The sequence below is a fragment of the Neorhizobium sp. R1-B genome, assembly GCF_004368875.1.
GTDB classification, from domain to species: Bacteria; Pseudomonadota; Alphaproteobacteria; order Rhizobiales; family Rhizobiaceae; genus Neorhizobium; species Neorhizobium huautlense.
This window is the reverse complement of the sequence record NZ_SOEM01000003.1, coordinates 173,187-190,012: the sequence shown is the minus strand read 5'-3', so window position 1 is coordinate 190,012 and position 16,826 is coordinate 173,187. Positions and strand designations below refer to the sequence as shown.

At 61.0% G+C, this 16,826-nt stretch carries 14 protein-coding genes; 8 read left to right on the top strand and 6 right to left on the bottom strand.

Annotation, left to right across the window (positions count from 1 at the left end; all coding sequences use genetic code 11):
• Window positions 1-5: 5 nt before the first annotated feature.
• Complete coding sequence (gene choW / locus EDE05_RS05895; protein ID WP_105374036.1) at window positions 6-866, bottom strand: choline ABC transporter permease subunit; 861 nt, start codon at window positions 864-866, stop codon at window positions 6-8.
• 73 nt (window positions 867-939) lie between these two features.
• Window positions 940-1,893 (bottom strand): choline ABC transporter substrate-binding protein, encoded by a 954-nt coding sequence (locus tag EDE05_RS05890; RefSeq protein ID WP_112800377.1) that lies wholly within the window; start codon window positions 1,891-1,893, stop codon window positions 940-942.
• A gap of 199 nt (window positions 1,894-2,092) precedes the next feature.
• Here EDE05_RS05890 and EDE05_RS05885 point away from each other — a divergent pair, with 199 nt between their 5' ends.
• From EDE05_RS05885 to EDE05_RS05870, 4 genes are all read left to right on the top strand, one after another.
• Window positions 2,093-2,674: a thymidine kinase gene (locus EDE05_RS05885; RefSeq protein WP_112800471.1), complete on the top strand. Its 582-nt coding sequence runs from the start codon at window positions 2,093-2,095 to the stop codon at window positions 2,672-2,674.
• 108 nt (window positions 2,675-2,782) lie between these two features.
• A complete protein-coding gene (locus EDE05_RS05880; protein WP_134100577.1) occupies window positions 2,783-3,718 on the top strand; it encodes a hypothetical protein in 936 nt (311 codons plus the stop codon).
• Between the two features lie 86 nt (window positions 3,719-3,804).
• The gene (locus EDE05_RS05875; protein ID WP_132409119.1) at window positions 3,805-4,953 is read left to right on the top strand and encodes a DUF2333 family protein; all 1,149 of its coding nucleotides are present in this window, start codon (window positions 3,805-3,807) and stop codon (window positions 4,951-4,953) included.
• Between the two features lie 40 nt (window positions 4,954-4,993).
• Window positions 4,994-5,875 carry a bifunctional helix-turn-helix transcriptional regulator/GNAT family N-acetyltransferase gene (locus EDE05_RS05870; protein ID WP_132409117.1) on the top strand — a complete coding sequence of 294 codons (882 nt, stop codon included), beginning with the start codon at window positions 4,994-4,996 and terminating at the stop codon, window positions 5,873-5,875.
• A 13-nt stretch (window positions 5,876-5,888) separates the two neighbouring features.
• Here EDE05_RS05870 and EDE05_RS05865 read toward each other — a convergent pair whose 3' ends face one another.
• The 3 genes from EDE05_RS05865 to EDE05_RS05855 all read right to left on the bottom strand — a co-directional run bounded on the left by EDE05_RS05865 (window position 5,889) and on the right by EDE05_RS05855 (window position 7,740).
• Window positions 5,889-6,359, bottom strand: a complete 471-nt coding sequence (locus tag EDE05_RS05865) for a PAS domain-containing protein (RefSeq protein WP_105374041.1) — start codon at window positions 6,357-6,359, stop codon at window positions 5,889-5,891.
• 37 nt (window positions 6,360-6,396) lie between these two features.
• On the bottom strand, window positions 6,397-7,095 hold the full coding sequence (locus EDE05_RS05860) for a LuxR C-terminal-related transcriptional regulator (RefSeq protein WP_162712440.1): 699 nt from the start codon (window positions 7,093-7,095) through the stop codon (window positions 6,397-6,399).
• Between the two features lie 183 nt (window positions 7,096-7,278).
• On the bottom strand, window positions 7,279-7,740 hold the full coding sequence (locus tag EDE05_RS05855) for an Lrp/AsnC ligand binding domain-containing protein (protein ID WP_105374043.1): 462 nt from the start codon (window positions 7,738-7,740) through the stop codon (window positions 7,279-7,281).
• Window positions 7,741-7,851: 111 nt separating this feature from the next.
• Here EDE05_RS05855 and putA point away from each other — a divergent pair, with 111 nt between their 5' ends.
• The 3 genes from putA (at window position 7,852) to EDE05_RS05840 (ending at window position 15,508) form a co-directional block, all read left to right on the top strand.
• A complete protein-coding gene (putA, locus tag EDE05_RS05850) occupies window positions 7,852-10,974 on the top strand; it encodes a bifunctional proline dehydrogenase/L-glutamate gamma-semialdehyde dehydrogenase PutA (RefSeq protein WP_132409115.1) in 3,123 nt (1,040 codons plus the stop codon).
• Window positions 10,975-11,421: 447 nt separating this feature from the next.
• The gene (locus EDE05_RS05845) at window positions 11,422-13,668 is read left to right on the top strand and encodes a TonB-dependent hemoglobin/transferrin/lactoferrin family receptor (protein ID WP_132409113.1); all 2,247 of its coding nucleotides are present in this window, start codon (window positions 11,422-11,424) and stop codon (window positions 13,666-13,668) included.
• Between the two features lie 160 nt (window positions 13,669-13,828).
• A complete protein-coding gene (locus tag EDE05_RS05840) occupies window positions 13,829-15,508 on the top strand; it encodes a formate--tetrahydrofolate ligase (protein ID WP_132409111.1) in 1,680 nt (559 codons plus the stop codon).
• A 42-nt stretch (window positions 15,509-15,550) separates the two neighbouring features.
• Here the strand turns inward: EDE05_RS05840 and EDE05_RS05835 are convergent, their stop codons facing one another.
• Complete coding sequence (locus EDE05_RS05835; protein WP_132409109.1) at window positions 15,551-16,123, bottom strand: TetR/AcrR family transcriptional regulator; 573 nt, start codon at window positions 16,121-16,123, stop codon at window positions 15,551-15,553.
• Between the two features lie 132 nt (window positions 16,124-16,255).
• Between EDE05_RS05835 and EDE05_RS05830 the strand changes: the two genes are divergently transcribed.
• Window positions 16,256-16,819, top strand: coding sequence for a DUF308 domain-containing protein (locus EDE05_RS05830; RefSeq protein WP_132409107.1), 564 nt, complete (start codon window positions 16,256-16,258; stop codon window positions 16,817-16,819).
• The last annotated feature ends 7 nt before the right edge of the window (window positions 16,820-16,826 follow it).

Below are 16,826 nucleotides of genomic sequence, written 5' to 3'. Positions count from 1 at the left end.
CTCGGTCATGCGCCGTCTCCCGTCGAGCTGCGGAATATTCGGTCGAGGATGATCGCCAGGATGACGATGCAGAGGCCGGCTTCGAAGCCGCGGGCGATATTGACGGTATTGAGCGCGCGGACCACCGGTACGCCGAGGCCGTTCGCGCCCACCAATGCGGCGATCACCACCATCGACAAGGACAGCATGATCGTCTGGGTGAGGCCGGCCATGATTTGCGGCATTGCAAAGGGGAGCTCGACCTTGCGCAGCACCTGGCCCGGTGTCGCACCGAAGGCGACGGCGGCTTCGGTGAGCGCATCAGGGGTCGACACGATGCCGAGGCGGGTGAGCCGGATCGGCGCCGGGATGGCGAATATGACCGTGGCGATCAGACCGGGGACCATGCCGAGGCCGAAGAGGATCAGGGCCGGGATCAGATAAACGAAGGTGGGGATCGTCTGCATCAGGTCGAGGATCGGCCGCATCACTTCATAGACCCAGGCCCGGCGGGCGGCAGCGATGCCGAGCGGTATGCCGACCGCCATGCTGACCGCGGTCGAAGCGAGCACCAGCGCCAGCGTCTCGGTCGTTTCCTTCCAATAGCCCTGGTTGTAGATGACGAGCAACCCAAGACAGGTGAAAAGCGTGACGCCGACCGAACGGCGCAGCCACCAGGCAAGCGCCGTGAAGAGAGCGATCAAGGCATAAGCGTTCGGCCATTGCAGCACGAACAGCATCGCATCGATGACTGCCGAGAGCACATCCGATAAAAAGTCAAAAAACCAATCGGCGTTGGCGGTGAGCCAATCGACGAAATCCTTCGCCCAATTGCCGAGGCGCACCTTGCCGCCGGAATCCACGAGCCATTCGGGAAGCCAATTCACGTTGAAGCCTGCCTGATCCGGAGAAAATTTTCGATGAATGGCAGACGGGCCGGCTTGCCGGCCCGTTCAAAGGTCAGAGGCCGAGCTCTGACTTGACTGCCGCCATGCCCGGCTTGCCGTCCTTGGTGGTGACGCCGGCAAGCCAGGGTTCGACCGCCGCACCGTTCGCCTTCAGCCATTTGGTCGCCGCGGCTTCCGGCTCGTCGCCGTCGTTGAGGATGCTTCCCATGATCTCGTTTTCCATGGGCAGCGAGAACTTCAGATTCTTGATGAAGGCACCGACATTTGAGCACTCTTCGGTGAAGCCGGCGCGGACATTGGTGAAGACCTCGGCGCCGCCGAAATTCGGTCCGAAGACGTCGTCGCCGCCCGTCAGGTAAGTCAGCTTGAAATTGGCGTTCATCGGATGCGGTTCCCAGCCGAGGAAGACGACCGGATCGCCGGCCTTTTCGGCGCGGGCCACCTGGGCGAGCATGCCCTGTTCGGAGGATTCCACCACTTCGAAACCTTTAAGGCCGAACGTGTTCTTCTCGACCATGTCGAGGATCAGTCGATTGCCGTCGTTGCCCGGCTCGATGCCGTAGATCTTCCCGTCCAGCGCATCCTTCTGTTTGGCGATATCCTTGAAATCCTTGATGCCGAGTTCGGCGCCCTTGGCATTGGTCGCAAGCGTGTATTTGGCGCCGACGAGGTTCGGCCCGAAGGATTCCACCGACTTATCGTTGAGATAGGGCCGCACGTCGGCTTCCTGGGTCGGCATCCAGTTGCCGAGGAAAACATCGATGTCCTTGTTCTTCAGCGAGCTGTAGGTGACCGGCACGGAGAGAACCTTGACGTCCGTTTCGTAACCCAGCGCCTTCAAAAGCACGGTCGCGGTCGCCGTCGTGGCTGTTATGTCGGTCCAGCCGACATCAGAAAATCGGACCGTGCCGCACGCTTCCGGTTCCGCGGCAGAAACGCCCGTCGCAAGCACCAGCATGGAGGCGGCAGCTGCTAACATAGTCTTCAGCGAGGTGGTGGTGCGCATGAGTTGTTCCCCTGTTTTTCGTGTTCCCGCCATTATCAATATCTCCTGAGATGAGGCAAGCGCGTGCATTCGCGGCGGAAGGCAGGGTGCATTTGCGACATTTTTTGCAAACTCTGATCCTTCCTTTGCGCCGCAGTTTTTCTGTGATTATCGTCGTTGGCCGCTTTTCATGGAGGCAGATCGCGATCAGAAGCAGGTTATGGCCAAGCTCTATTTCCACTATGCAACGATGAATGCCGGCAAGTCGACCATGCTCTTGCAGGCCTCCTACAATTATCGGGAACGCGGGATGCGGACCGCGATCTTCATCGCCGCGCTGGACGACCGGGCGGGGACGGGGAGGGTTGCCTCGCGGATTGGTCTGTCCGCAGATGCGATTCCCTTCAGCGACCTGGACGATCTCTTCGGGGTGATCGAGACCATGCATGGCGAGGAGCCGATCGCCTGCGTCTTCGTCGACGAGGCGCAGTTCCTGACCGCCGAGCAGGTCTGGCAGCTCGCCCGCGTCTGCGACCGGATCGGCATTCCGGTGATGGCCTATGGATTGAGGACCGATTTCCAGGGCAAGCTTTTTCCTGGCTCGCTCGAGCTTCTCGCCATCGCCGACGAATTGCGCGAGGTGCGCACCATCTGCTTCTGCGGCCGCAAGGCCACCATGGTCGTCCGGCTCGACCAGGAAGGGAAGCTGGTGCGGGAAGGGGCACAGGTGGAAGTCGGAGGAAACGAGAAATACGTTTCGCTCTGCCGTCGGCACTGGGAAAACCAGATGCGTTGCGAGTAAGGCCAGGTAGAGCCCGAACTGCAAAGGGCAGGCAACAGCGGCGTTCCTATCGAGTGGCATAATTTGCCTGTCGCCGCTATTCTATCGGAAGACGGCGGGAGAGATGGCGTGGCGGCAAAGCAGGTTTTCGACGGCGAGATCGAGCGGATAGCCGAGATTTTCAGGATCTTGCGCGAGGCGCAGCAACCTCTGGCGGCGATGCTGGACAAGGTTGCGCGGGAGGGCAGGTTGCCCGACGACGCCGAACTTGAAGACGAAGCCGACCGTCTGAGGCGCGAGGCGCCGGAGCGCCAGGCAGCCGAGACCGCCCTTGCGCGGCTTGTGGCGAAACAGGCGGCGGCGATCAGCATCCGCAAGACGCAATTTGACAATCGCGAATTGCCGACGCGTCTGGAAAGGGCGATCGGCTTCGTTTCCGGGGCAGCAATGCTGCGGCGCCAGCGGCGGCGCTGGGAAAGCCGGACGCCGCTTACCCAGCTCGGCGAACTTCTGCGGCGAGCCGACATGCTGGCGGGGCTGGTAGAAAGCGAGCGCGACTTGCTGCTTTCCCGGCGCAGGGAAAGCGAAAACGACCTGGTGACATTTGTCGATCACCGGACGGAGATCATCGAAAAGCTTCGTGGAGAGGACGGGGAGGCAATGACAGCCGTCGAGGCAACCCGGCGGACCGAACATTGCGTGGAGATCTTCCAGACTTTCGTCAACGGGCTGAACACATCCGCCGCCGCCTGCAATGTCCTGCTGCACAAGCTTGGCGCCGACACGGAAGACTTGCTCATCCTTTATCAGATCGTGTTCAACGCGGTCCGGCGACACGGCGACGAAAACTTGAAACCGGACGCCTTTCCAAATCTCGCAAGTCAGATGAAGCGTTTTTCAGACGGAATGCTGACCCTCCACGGCCTCGACCGCCGCCGCAACCTTGCCGATCAAGCGTTTGCGGAGCGATTTCCTGCGGAAGCCGCCGCCGAGACCGCAGTCGAGGCACACCAGGCGGCGGGTATGCGCTGGCCTCCTTTCGGCCTCAAGCCGGCCCGGTCATGAAGTCGCGCCCCGTTGTGATCGCCGTCTGGAACACATATGTGTGAGGCAGCTCACTCGGATGCGCCCCCGCCTGACAGGAGACAGCGATGCTCGACCGAATTACCGCCTTCTTTCAACGGATCGGCCAAGCCGTCGGAAGAGGCATCGGACTTCTGGTCGCCTGGCTGGTCTGGCCCTTCATGGCCGCGCACGGCTGGTATGGTCGACGTCACTGGATGGTGAAGGGGCCAATTCTGGCACTTCTGGTGCTCCTTGTCGGTCTCTATGGCTATTTCATCTGGCAGACGCAGGTCTGGAGCGGGTTCAATCCGAATTTCGTGGAGAGCTATCGCTGGTCCGAGCGCACCGTGCCGGCCGGTCAAGAACTGCCGGCTGAGGCGCGCCCCGGCGACGCAGCCGCCACCACGACCTCCGCGGCGCGTCAATGCCAGTCCTCCGCCCTTGTCGACGCTTCGGCCGATCTGATCGACATGAATGTCAACCAGAACGCCTGGATTTCGTCGATGCTGCTCTACCGGCTCGGCTTCTTCGGCATCGACTGGGATCATACGCCCTTCCTCGACAACAAGGCGTCGTTCCAGCGGGGCGTCCATCAGGCGGTCCGGCGCACCTCGGCGGAGCTCGTCGATACGCTCGGCCGCGTCCGCGGGACGTCCGGGATCAACAGCAACCTGCAGGACGCGCGCGGAAACCTGCAGTTCGACGAGTATTCGTGGTATTTCGGCCTCGACCCCTTCGGCTTCAAAACCCCGTCGCCCGCCTATTATCGCACGGCAACCGAAAAGCTCAGGGCCTTCAATGCCGACCTGACCTCCTGCAATGCCACGTTCGACACGCGCGCCGACAACCTCATCCAGTTCGTCGACCGCATCGCCAATGACCTGGGCGGCACGGCGGCGATCCTCCGCGAGCGGTCGGAAAACAACAGCGCCGGCTGGTTCGACACGCGGGCCGACGACCGCTTCTGGTTCGCATACGGCCAGCTCTACGGTTATTATGCAGTGCTTTCAGGCGCCGGCGCCGATTTTTCCCAGGTCATCCGCGAACGCAATCTCGGCCCCCTGTGGGCCGAAACGCTTGCCAGGTTTCGCTCCGCCCTGCGCGTCCAGCCGGCAATCGTCTCGAACGGCAGCGAAGACGGCCTGATCATGCCGAGCCATCTCGCCGTGATGGGTTTCCACACGCTGATGGTCCGGTCCAACCTGGTGGAAGTCCGTTCGGTGCTCGATCGATAGAAACTCTTGCGGCGCCTGAATATCTGACTAAAGTCAGGGAATGGAGAAGGAGCATATTGCGCAGGTCCGCCGCTTCAATCGTACCGTCACCCAGCATGTCGGCGCGCTCGAGGACAGTTATCTGAAACGTGGCCGGCCGTTGGGCGAGGCGCGTCTCATTCACGAGATCGGCGCGGACGGTATCGACATACGCAGGCTTCGGGAGCGCCTGAAGCTGGATTCCGGATATGTCAGTCGACTTCTGCGTTCGCTTGAAGGACAGGGGCTTGTCGAGACCGGTCACAACGCCGCCGATCGCCGGCGGCGGCGCGTCGTGCTGACACCCGAGGGACGCGCCGAACATGCGACTTACGACATGCTTTCGGATGAGCTTGCGGAGTCGTTCCTGAAGCCTCTCAGTACAAGGCAGCGCGGCCGGCTTGTTGCGGCCATGTCGGAAGTGGAACGGCTGCTGCGGGCAGGCTCCGTCGAAGTTCATTTCCGGGCGGCCGACAGCCCCAACGCCCAGGTTTGCCTCTCGCGCTATTTCGAAGAGTTGTCCCGGCGCTTCGACGTGGGTTTTGATCCATCCAGAAGCAATTCCGCCACGGCCGCCGAAATGACGCCGCCTGCAGGCCACTTCGTTCTGGCGGAACTCGATGGAGAGCCCGTCGGATGCGGAGCTTTGAAAGTGGCCGGTCGCTCCATCGGCGAAATCAAGCGGATGTGGACGGCACCCGATGCGCGCGGGCTCGGAATTTCACGACGCATCCTGCATGTCCTGGAGGCCAAGGCGCTGGAAATCGGGCTTCGCGCGCTTCGCCTCGAAACCAATCGCGTTCTGGTGGAAGCACAGGCGCTCTATCGCAGCGAAGGCTACCGGGAAGTCGCGGCTTTCAACTCGGAACCTTATGCCCATCACTGGTTCGAAAAACAGCTATAGGCAATCATGCGCGTCAGGCCTGATCGCCGGGCATGTCGTTGAGGAAAAAGGTTACGCCGGGACGTTGGGCGAAGAACTCGTAGGTGAGGCCGACGACTTCTCCGGCGCTGCCGGCTTTGTCGCGAAACTTGCCGACCGAACGGACATATTTGTAGTCCTCGGCATCTGTCCTGACCCGATAGATGTTGTGGTAGGTGAGCCTTTCGGCGCTGGCACGCTCGAAGGTTTCCATCAATCTCGGCATGTCTTCGGGATGGATGCGGGCGGTAACGGCCATGAGATTGATGGGACCTTCCTGGGGCTCCATGCCGAAGATGCGGCAAACGTCCTCGGTTGCGAAAAAAAGGCCGGAGTCCAGTTCAATGCGCCAAAAACCGTAGAGGCGAAATGAAGCCGAAAGCTCCACTACCTCGTCAGACGAAAGCCCCACCTGCTGATATTGAGTATTGACGCGTTTTTCGGCGTGTTGAACCCAAAACGGCAATCTCTTCCTCCTAAGAGGCCGGGCGACAGCTCCCGCGCTACACTATGAGTCTTAGCCTCAACGCCTTTGCTACCAACTGGGTGCGGTTGACGCAATCCAGTTTCTTGATGGCATTGTTCATGTAGGCGTTGATGGTGTGATCGGACAACGAAAGGATCCGACCGATCTCGGCCGACGTCTTGCCCTGAGCGGTCCAGCGAACGACCTCCAACTCCCGGGTGGTCAGCGGCCCGACCGCTACCGCCTTGATGCCGCGTCGAATTTTGTCGAAGACATCGAAGGCATGCAGCACCACCATGCCCATCTCATTGAGTTCAGCCTGACTCAGTTGCTGACGGACGCCGTCGAACCGCAGCATAAAACGGTCGCCATCGATTGAGTTCAGCGCCATCGCGACGCTGGTGACGAGATCGTAGCGGCGCTGCAGCTCCTGCATCGTTGCAGGGATTGCAAATCCCCGGACGGTCTCCGGATCGTCGAGAGACCAGCAGATCGGCAGGACCGAGTTGTTGATGATCGGTGCGACGGGGCAGAGCCGCAGGAGGCGGCGGCGGTCGAATTCCTGGACATAGGCAGCGGGAAGCGTCGTCTCGACGATCATCCGCGACATCAATACCTCATCCGGCGAGGTGGCAGCAAACAAGGTGACGTGCAGAAAACCGAATTCCCGGGCGGTTCGCTTCAACGCCGCAAAAATTTCACCCTGCGAATCGGCAGCGGAAATCTCGCTGTTCAAGATTGACTGCCGTTGAAGGGTGATCATGCTGGGCAAAGCTGATAAGGATTTATGTTATCGGTAAGAGATATACGAAGTGACTTGAATAGCTAGTGAAAATTCATAGTCCGGGCAGTTATTCCCGATATTTGCGATAGTCAATCAGTTTCTTTGTCATTTCCAAACTGAAAGAGGAAGGTTTTTTCAAACCGGCAGGTGACCGGCGCTCTTAATTTCCTCCATGACCGCATAGGTGTGGGTCTCCCGCACCCCAGGCAAAGGCAGAATCACCTCCGATAAAAACTGCCGATAGGCTTCCATTCCGGCGACGCGGGCCTTCACCAGATAGTCGAAGCCGCCGGCCACCATGTGGCACTCCATGACGTCGTCACTGCGTTTGACGGCGGCTGCGAAGGCGTCGAAAACGTCGGGCGTCGTCCGGTCGAGCTTGACCTGCACGAAGACCAGCAGATTGCGGCCGAGCTTTTCCGGAGACAATTGCGCGCTATATCCGAGGATATAACCTTCGCGGGTGAGCCGCTTGACGCGTTCGGCCGTTGCGGTCGGCGAAAGGCTGACGCGATCGGCAAGTTCTATGTTGCTCAGACGCCCCTCTTTCTGAAGTGCGCGGAGGATTTTGCGGTCGAGGCGATCGAGTTCCCTCATGTTTCGCTACTAATCCAGTGAAATGCGCTTGAACATGCCGTCACTATTTCAAAAATCCGCGGAAATCACCAGAGAATTCCGGCTATGTGGAGAATGAAACGGAGATATTCCATGAACCAGCAGATCCTCGCCGAACCCTTCATTCCCTTTACCGCGCCCTATGCCGGGGACGACGACCGGCTGGTCCGGCAATTCGCTGCCCGCACGACCTTTACGCCCGCACAGGATGCGGCGATCGATCAACGGGCTCGCCGCATGATCAACGCGATCCGCGACGGATCGGGCAAGGTCGGAGGCGTCGAGGATTTTTTGCGCGAATACGGGCTTTCGACGCGGGAAGGGCTGGCGCTGATGGTGCTTGCCGAAGCGCTGCTGCGGGTGCCCGATGCCCTGACCCAGGACCGGCTGATCGAGGACAAGCTGCGCGAGGGCGGCTGGAGCACCCATGAGGCTTCCGGCGAAAGCTGGTTCGTCTCCGCTTCCGCCTGGGCGCTTGCCGTCTCGGCGCGCGTGATCGGGCCCGGCGAGACGCCGGAAGGCATCCTGCGCGGTCTCGTGAAGCGCGTCGGGCTGCCGACGGTGCGCAGTGCCACGAAACAGGCGATGCGGTTCCTCGGCCATCACTTCGTGCTCGGGGAGACGATGAAGGACGCACTGTCTCGCGCCGCCAAGAGCGAGGAAAAGGGATATAGGCACTCCTTCGATATGCTGGGCGAAGGTGCCCGAACGGCGGAGGATGCGAAACGCTATTTCCGCTCCTATGCCGACGCGATCCAGTCAATCGGCGCCCATATGGCTAGGCACGGCAAGGCCAAGCAACTTCCCGACCGGATGGGAATTTCGGTCAAGCTTTCGGCGCTGCATCCGCGCTATCTTGCGACCCATCGCGATCGGGTGATGAAGGAACTCGTTCCTGATCTCCTCGACCTGGCGCGCATGGCCAAGCAGCACCAGCTCAACTTTACGGTGGATGCGGAGGAAGCCGACCGGCTGGAACTTTCGCTCGACGTGATCGCCGCGGTCTTCTCCGATTCCTCGCTTGCCGGCTGGGACGGGTTCGGGCTCGCGATCCAGGCCTACCAGAAACGGGCTCCGGCGGTGATCGACTATATCGACCAGCTCTGCACGACGCATAACCGCCGGATGATGGTGCGGCTCGTCAAGGGCGCCTATTGGGATACCGAGGTGAAACGCGCACAGGAGCGGGGGCTCGAGGACTATCCGGTCTGGACGCGCAAACCGGCGACGGACCTTGCCTATCTCGCCTGCGCGCAGCAACTGCTTTCCAAGCGGGCGCGGATCTTCCCGCAGTTTGCGACCCATAATGCGCTGACCGTCTCGACTATTCTGGAGCTTGCGGGGCCGGAACGCTCCGGTTTCGAATTCCAGCGGCTGCACGGCATGGGTGAGGCGCTCTACGACGACCTCCTGGAAAGCAATGACCGGATCGCCTGCCGCATCTATGCGCCGGTCGGCGGTTACCGGGACCTGCTTGCCTATCTCGTCCGCCGGCTTCTGGAGAATGGCGCCAATTCCTCCTTCGTGGCGGTGGCCGGCGACAAGCAGGTGCCGGTCGAAAAGCTCCTGGAGCGCCCGGCGGTGCGGCTCGGCCTCGACAACGGCATCAGCGCGCGCCACAAGCAGATCCCGCTGCCATCCGATATCTACGGCCGGCGCAAGAACAGCGCCGGTCTCGAATTCGGCCATCGGGAGAATCTCGAGCGGCTGATGGCGAGCGTTTCCAGACCGTGGGGCGAGGTGAAAGCCGCGCCGCTGGTCGCAGGCGTCACCTCCAAGGCCGAGGAGAAGCCGGTGCGCTCGCCGTCCGATCGTGCGACGATCGTCGGCACCGTCAAGGATGCGACGCCAGCCGATGTGGATGCCGCCTTCGCGGCTGCCGGCAAGGCGTTCCGGGCCTGGTCGCGGCAGCCGGTGGAAATCCGCGCCGCCTGCCTGGAACGTGCAGCCGGCCTCCTGGAAGAGAACCGCGACCGGCTGCTGGCACTGCTTGCCGCCGAGGCCGGCAAGACGCTGGACGACGGGATGGCGGAAATCCGCGAGGCGGTGGATTTCTGCCGCTATTATGCCGACAAGGGCCGCGAGCTTTTCGGTGCTGCGACACCGATGCCGGGACCGACCGGCGAGGACAACCGCCACCTCTGGCGCGGCCGCGGGGTTTTCGGCTGCATCTCGCCCTGGAATTTCCCGCTGGCGATCTTCCTCGGGCAGATTTCCGCGGCGCTTGTTGCCGGCAATACGGTGGTCGCAAAACCTGCGCCGCAGACGCCGCTGATCGCTCATGAGGCGGTGAAGCTCTTGCATCGGGCCGGCGTGCCGGCAGAAGCGCTGGCGCTGGTGCCGGGCGGACCGGATGTCGGTTCCGCGATCACCGCGCATCCAAAACTCGCCGGCATCGCCTTCACCGGCTCCACCAAAACGGCTCATGCGATCAACCGGGCGCTCGCCGCCAAGGACGGGCCGATCGTACCGCTGATTGCCGAGACCGGCGGCATCAATGCGATGATCGTCGATGCGACGGCGCTTTCCGAACAGGTGGCGGACGACGTGGTGATGTCGGCCTTCCGGTCTGCCGGGCAGCGCTGCTCGGCGCTCAGGCTGCTTTTCCTGCAGGAGGATGTCGCCGACGGCATGCTGAAGATGATCGAAGGGGCGGCGGCCGAACTCAACATCGGCGATCCCATCAAGGTGAATACGGATGTCGGCCCGATCATCGACGAGAGCCAGCGGCAGATGCTGGCTGATCATGTGACGGCCATGAAGGCGAAGCAGAAGGTGCGCTATGCGGGCAAGGCGCCGGCAACCGGCAATTTCTTTGCGCCCCATATCATCGAACTCGATAGCGCCGCGGCGCTCACCAGGGAGGTATTCGGGCCGGTCCTGCATGTGGTGCGCTGGAAGGCCAAGGATCTGGACAAGGTTCTGGCGGCGATCGATGCCACCGGTTACGGCCTCACCCTCGGCGTGCACAGCCGCATCGAGGCGACGATCCGCAAGGTGACCGAAGCGCTCGACGTCGGCAATGTCTATGTCAACCGCAACATGATCGGCGCCGTGGTCGGTACCCAGCCGTTCGGCGGTTCGGGGCTTTCCGGCACGGGCTTCAAGGCAGGCGGGCCGGCTTATCTGATGCGGTTTGCGGAGGAGCAGGTGATTTCGGTCAACACTGCGGCGGCTGGCGGGAACGCGAGCCTGATCGCAATCGGCGAAGGGTGAGGCAAGACCGCTTGCCGGCTTCCATCGATCAAAGGACCCCGGGAACCCGGGTTCCTTACCGTTGATGGCTTAAATCTTTTCCTTCCTTGTCGACCCGGGCCTTCGACGTGATGCGGCCTAACCGAGCGTCACTGCGGGGACAATCAAGGCTTGGTGGATGGGCTGTATTGATGGGGCGTTCTCGACGCCGCGGCCCATTTCGGTGCCGATGATGACCGCTCGCGAGGCCGCGGGGTATTGTTGCTTTTCTGCAACTTGCTGATGCCTCCAAAAATATGATTGAACGAGTCATATTTTAATAATTGACAAAGTTACTCATGTTTTCTAATGGCATGATTAAGGCAATATTCTGCCTCCCGCCACATTTTAGCCAGATTTAAAACGGGTCACCGCAACCGGTGCGCTATTGCGCGCCGAGGGTCGATGCGCCTGTGTGAAAGGACTGTCATGACACGCCGGCAGACGCAATCGATCCTGCTTACTTGCACCGCACTTGCTGTGTTTTCCCTCGGGCCGAGCGCTGCGGCGCAAGAGGCCGCGCGGTCGGACACCACGCTGCGGCCGATTACGCTCAAGGGCAAAAGAGTTGCGCAACCGGGGGGCGTGGCGGACACGCCTCTGGCGACCCAAACCACGCGGGAGCAGATAGAAAACAAGCAGATCACCAACGTTGAGGATATTGGCCGGGTGGTGGAACCGGGAGTAAATTTCAATCGCACGACCGGCGCCATCAACATCCGCGGTCTTGAAGGAAACCGCGTGCTGACGACGGTGGACGGCATCCCGACGCCGTTCATCGACGACGTTACGCGTAGCGCGACCGGCGGCGTCGATGCTTTCGATTTCGGTTCGCTTTCGGGGGTCGATGTCGTCCGCGGCGCCGATTCCAGTCGAGCCGGTCCGGGCGCGCTTGGCGGTGTCCTTGGCCTCAGGACGCTGGAGCCGGAAGACCTCATCAGCGAGGGGCGAGATTGGGGCGGTATAGCACGCACCGGCTATGACAGCGCCGACAGTAGCGGCTTCGGCTCGCTCGGCATCGCGAAGAAAATCGAAAACAGCTCAATCCTTTTCCAGGGCGGATATAAGAAGGGACAGGAGCGGAAGACAAATGGCGATGTCGACGCGTTAAGCACGGCACGCACGGAAGCCAATCCGTCGGACTATGATCAATATAACCTGCTCTTCAAACTGCGACACGAATTCGACGGAGGGCATACCTTCGGGCTAACCGCAGAGCGCTTCCGCCGGGACCGCGAGACCGACCAGCGCACCATGCAGACGGCAACGGGGAACTACCGGGCCGGCAATTACACGACGATCAAGGACGCGGACCGCGACCGCATTTCGCTCGATTACAAGTACGAGTCCCAGAGCGACGACAGCCCGATCGACAGAGCCTGGGCCTCCCTCTATTACATGAACCAGAAGACCGTCGACGGCTATGACGGAATCCGCTCAACCTCGGTGACCGGACCGATCGGCCGACGCAATGACTATGAACAAGATAGCTTCGGCCTGGTCGGCGCGCTGGAAAAGAATATCGATGCGGGTGCTCTCAGCCATCGGCTCACCTTCGGTTTCGATCTGGCGCGCATCACCTCGGAACAATATTCCTCCGGTTACGACAATTGCCCGCCGGAGATATCTCCCGGAGTTTATCCGCCGGGCTTCTCTGCCTGCGCCAACCTGCACACCAACCAGGCCGACACACCGAAGGTCGAGACGAGCCGTATCGGCTTCTATCTCGACGACGAGATCGGTTTGGAAAATTCCGCTTTCACCCTGACACCCGGGATACGCTTCGACTGGGTTCGCCATGCGCCGAAGATGACTTCCGCGTATGACAACAACGCCAGCAACCCCGCACTGCCGGACGGCTTCGAGGACTGGGCGCTGTCTCCGAAGCTGCGCCTCGGCTACGAGGTGAACAAGGATGTCGAACTCTTCGCGCAGTGGGCAATGGGCTTTCGCGCTCCGACGGCCGGAGAGCTCTATAGCGTGTTCGGGGGACCTGGGACCTACTTGCGCCTCGGCAATCCAAATCTGGAATCGGAAACCAGTCACGGGTTCGAAGTCGGCGCAAATCTGGGCGACGAAAGGTTGGGCGGTCGCATCAACCTATTCTACAACCGTTACAGGAACTTCATCGACACACGCAGCTTCACTGCGGCTGAAACGATTGCAGCAGGCTATAACCCAGCTGATTTCCCGTTCGGCGTTACAGGTTTTCAGAACATTGCCACCGCCGAGATATTCGGGATCGAGGCGAGCTTCCATAAGTATTTCGACAATGGGTTCAGAATTGGCGGCGGCCTTGCGGCGGCTCGCGGAAACGATCTCGAAAATCATACGTTCCTGCGTTCGGTTCCGCCTTTGAAGGCCGTCGCAAGCGTTGGCTACGATACCGAAGCATGGGGTGTCGGGGTCGATGTGATCGGTGTTCAATCGTCGCGCGCCGATGATGGCAAAGGCGGAACGTATTTCAGGACGCCGGGCTATGCCATCGCGGATCTGACCGCGTGGTGGGAGCCCGAGCAGGTCAAGGGGCTGAGGATAAACGCCGGAATTTATAACGTATTTGATCGGACGTACTACGACTATTCAACCGTAAGGCAGAACGGCTCCGCCCAAGCCCGCGAATTCTATTCCGAGCCCGGCCGGACGTTTAAGATCTCGCTGACGCAGCGGTTCTGACCGCAACACAGGGCGGGGGCGCCTCGGGGGCGGTGCGAGCACTCGTACCGCTCCCTTTTCTCACCTCGACACAGGCCATTGCTCCCATTCCCTCACTACCTTTCCTTGGCTATTCATAAGGGAGCGGACGGTGCGAGCCGCGGGGAACGGGGAGAGTGGTATGACAGCCGTCAAGTCGGACATAGAAATTGCGCGTGCCGCGAGGAAGAAACCTATTGCGGAGATCGGAGCGGGGCTGGCGATCCCGGCCGATGCCTTGGCGCCCTATGGCATCGACAAGGCCAAGGTGAGTGCCGACTTCATCAGGTCCCTATCGAAGCGCCCGGATGGCAAGCTCATTCTCGTGACTGCGATCAATCCGACGCCTGCGGGCGAAGGCAAGACCACCACCACGGTCGGTCTTGGGGACGGTCTCAACCGGATCGGCAAAAAAGCCGTGATCTGCGTTCGCGAGCCTTCGCTCGGGCCCTGTTTCGGCACCAAGGGCGGGGCTGCCGGTGGCGGTTATGCGCAGGTGGTGCCGATGGAGGACATCAACCTCCATTTTACGGGCGATTTTCATGCGATCACCTCGGCCCATAACCTCCTCTCGGCGATGATCGACAATCATATCTACTGGGGAAATGCGGAAAATATCGACGTGCGCCGGATCACCTGGCGGCGGGTAATGGACATGAACGACCGGGCTTTGCGGCAGGTGGTCGCCTCGCTCGGCGGCGTCGCCAACGGTTTTCCCCGCGAGAGCGGGTTCGACATTACCGTCGCCTCGGAGGTGATGGCGATCCTTTGCCTTGCCGCCGACCTCGAGGATCTCGAAAAGCGCCTCGGCAACATCGTGATCGGTTATCGCTTCGACCGGTCGCCGGTTTTTGCCCGCGACCTCAAGGCGGACAAGGCGATGACGGTGCTCCTGAAGGACGCCATGCAGCCGAACCTGGTTCAGACGCTCGAAAACAATCCGGCCTTCGTGCATGGCGGGCCTTTCGCCAATATCGCCCATGGCTGCAATTCGGTGATTGCCACAAGGACGGCGCTGAAGCTCGGCGATTATGTGGTGACCGAAGCTGGCTTCGGGGCAGATCTCGGCGCCGAAAAATTCTTCGACATCAAATGCCGCAAGGCGGGGCTCACGCCGGATGCCGCAGTGATCGTCGCCACCGTCCGGGCGCTCAAGATGAACGGCGGCGTGCGCAAGGACGACCTCGGGCGTGAAGACGTCGAGGCGCTGAAGCGCGGTTGTTCCAATCTCGGGCGTCACATCGCCAATGTGCGCAAGTTCGGCGTGCCGGTCGTGGTTGCGATCAATCACTTCACCTCGGATACGGATGCCGAGGTGGCGGCGGTGAAGGACTATGTGGCGCGGCACGGGGCGGACGCAATCCTCTGCCGGCATTGGGCGGAGGGCTCTGCCGGTATCGAGGAGCTGGCTCAGAAGGTGGTGGAGCTTGCCGAAGGCGGCCAGGCGAAATTTCAGCCGCTTTATCCCGACAACCTGCCGCTGATGGAGAAGATAGAGATCATCGCGTCGAAGATCTATCACGCCGGGGAGGTGACCGCCGACAAGGGTGTGCGCGACCAGCTCAAGGCATGGGAGGGGCAGGGTTATGGCTACCTGCCGATCTGCATGGCGAAAACGCAATATTCCTTCTCGACCGACCCCAACCTGCGCGGGGCGCCGGAAGGACATGTGGTGGACGTGCGCGAGGTGCGCCTGTCGGCCGGCGCCGGCTTCGTGGTGGCGATTACAGGTGAGATCATGACGATGCCGGGGCTCCCGAAGATCCCTTCGGCAGAGCGGATCTTCCTCAATGAGGCGGGATATGTGGAGGGGTTGTTCTGAGGTTTGTGACGCAGCCCGGCATTCCAGTGGGGCTCCACAATCCTATGTCTGCAGCCTGACAATCTGCGGGCTGACGATGGCAAGGAAAAGGTTGGGGTCACCGAGAGCTCGCGCAGAGAGCATCGCTCCATGAACCGAGGCCATCAGAATCTGCGCTTCTTCTTCCGGCGTATTGTCCAATCGAAACAGGCCCTGATCCGCGCCGGCTTTTAAGACGGATGCCAGCCACCCCGCCAGGTTGCGGAAATGGGCGCGGACACGGGATGCGACGGCCTCGGGCAGCATCTGCATCTCTCCGGCGAGCATCGCGCAGACGCAGAAGGATTGCGAGGCATCGAGGACACACTTTTGCCAGTAGCCCAGATAAGCTTGCAGCTGTTCTGCGGGGTCGGGGATCTGCTGGCTGAGAGACTTCAAGCCGCTCTGTGCCTGTTGCGTGTAACGATCGACCATGACGGCGACCAGTTCGGCCTTGGTGGGAAAGTGGTGGTGTATGCTTGCCTTCCGGATGCCGATCGCATCCGAGATGTCCGCATAGCTGAAGCCGTTATAGCCGCCCGCCACAACCAGCGCCTGGGCCTTTTCGAGTATCTTTTCCGAGGTCGTTAGTTCCATGCAATGGCCTACCTCCTGGTAGGGAGGCTGTCAAGTCGGCTCTCTTTGCGCTCGATTTCAAACATTCCCCCGAATGGGTTGACTTCCTAAATTTACCTTCCTACTAGTAGGTAGATGAATAAGGAGACTGTCATGCAAAATCAAACGTCGCCCCAGCCGCGGTGGTTGCGGTCCTACTATTTCACACGGGCGCTCTTTTCCGTCGCCTGGATTGCTGCAGCCATTCTATCGGGCGGTCATTCAGCCCTGGTCTCAGCATTGTTCGTGATCTATCCGGCGTGGGACGCCGTCGCCAACCTGGTCGATGCCCGATCGAACGGCGGTCTGAAAACGAACTTCCCCCAGGCGCTGAACGTCGCCGTCAGCACGATCACGACCGTGGCCGTGATTCTGGCGGCGATGAATAATACGCACGCGGTCCTGGCAGTCTTCGGTGTCTGGGCAATTCTGTCGGGTCTGTTGCAACTCTTTACCGGGGTGCGGCGGTGGCGGTCCTATGGCGCGCAGTGGGTGATGATCCTGAGCGGCGCGCAGTCGACCTTGGCCGGCGGCTTCATGATTACGCAGGCCCTCGGTGCCGCTCAGCCGACGATCTTCGACATCGTTCCATATGCGGGCTTCGGCGCGTTCTATTTCCTGCTTTCGGCAATCTGGCTAATGGTCACAGTCTATCGACAGGCAAACGCGAAAGGTTAGGTGCTAT